Source organism: Rhodanobacter koreensis (genome assembly GCF_054782855.1).
Genome location: NZ_BAAGRR010000007.1, coordinates 1 through 1,438, shown reverse-complemented (window position 1 = coordinate 1,438; position 1,438 = coordinate 1). Strand labels below are relative to the sequence as shown.

Below are 1,438 nucleotides of genomic sequence, written 5' to 3'. Positions count from 1 at the left end.
GAACACGTACCAGGTGCCACCGGAGATTTCAAAGCCGATCGCCGTCGCGTTTGTTTTTCCGCTGGGGACGCCGTAGCTGGCCCCATAGGACTGCCCGTTGATCGCGGCACCGGCATAGACCTGCGACCAGATTTAATTACCTCCGTCATCTTAAATCTATAAGGGATGACCGACGATGACTTCGCCCGCATTCGGCAACACGTCAATCAGGAACGTGCACTCGGCGACGAGCGATTTCAGCGCATGATGGAAAAGACGCTGGGAAGGTCCGCCGCTTGCCGTTCGCGCGGGCGCACAAAATCAAAGATCCAGATTTAACTTAAATCTCCTTAAATTTGTGCTCAACTTTCATCAAAATTCTCGCAAACCCACTTGTCATCGATCCACTCTGCGATACGCCCTCGATCTAAGTCAGCTATTTCACCGAGATTAGATTGCCTTTCAAGTAAATGCTCAAGACCGACTGTTTTAAAATCTGAACAGTCAGACGGATGATCTTGCTCACCACAAACCAACTGCCAAACTCCATCATCGTGATGAATAACCAACTTGACGGAGCGCTCGTTTCTAAATACATGGGCGCAAATAAGCGCAATAGTCTCTGTTTGCATCGTCATGGATGTTCCCTATCAAGGGGTGGAATCCACTCCGTCCCCAAGTCTTTCGCACCTTTGCTGGAATTACATGATATACATGCTGGCACTAAATTGGGAAGTGTCGTGGAGCCACCCTTTGCCCAAGGAACAACATGATCAACTGTGGTTGCCATTGGCTTTCCGCAATAAGAGCATATAACAGCACCATCCGGACCACGGCCTTTATCGAGTGCTTCCTTACGAACAGCACCTCTCGCATATCGCGAACCACGTTCCGCAACAGTGGCCATCTGTTGTCCAGCGGCTTGCTCCGCCTCCTCCCCTGGAATTGGATCATCCTCATCACCACCTTGCATCGTTGTTATTGCACCCAACGAACCAATAATTATGTTCTGCGTAAGCTCTCCCGACCGAACATAATCTTTCATTGCCTGAGTTAGCGTTTTTTTCGCAGAACTACTTGACGTTGTTTGCTGCGCTTGCTGTGCATTATTTTTTTTCTGCTCCGTAACACTCGGAGAAGCTACTTGAGTAATGGATAAGTGAAGAGATCCGCAGCCGCCACCTGTTAATGATCCTGTGCAACCACCTGGCGACGTTTCTTGATCCTGATTAACCATCCTGCCATCCGGATCGATATTAACCACCGGATTATTGTCGGCATAGGTATAGCGGCTGAAATTGAACGTGTTACCAGCTGCCGGGGTTACCGGATCAACACTTAGAAACCTACCCGTTGCCGGATCGTAATACCGCGCCTGCATGTACACCAACCCGGTATCCGGATCGTTCACATGCCCCGTATACCCCGGCCCGTTCGGCGCCATGCCCAGCGCCTGGCT

The 1,438-nt window shown here is 50.4% G+C and carries 2 protein-coding genes; both read right to left on the bottom strand.

Annotation, left to right across the window (positions count from 1 at the left end):
* Positions 1-341: 341 nt before the first annotated feature.
* Positions 342-617 (bottom strand): hypothetical protein, encoded by a 276-nt coding sequence (locus ACYVKM_RS12195; RefSeq protein ID WP_460877892.1) that lies wholly within the window; start codon positions 615-617, stop codon positions 342-344.
* On the bottom strand, positions 614-1,438 hold an 825-nt coding region (locus ACYVKM_RS12190), incomplete at its 5' end, for an RHS repeat-associated core domain-containing protein (protein WP_460877891.1). The genes ACYVKM_RS12190 and ACYVKM_RS12195, both read right to left, overlap by 4 nt.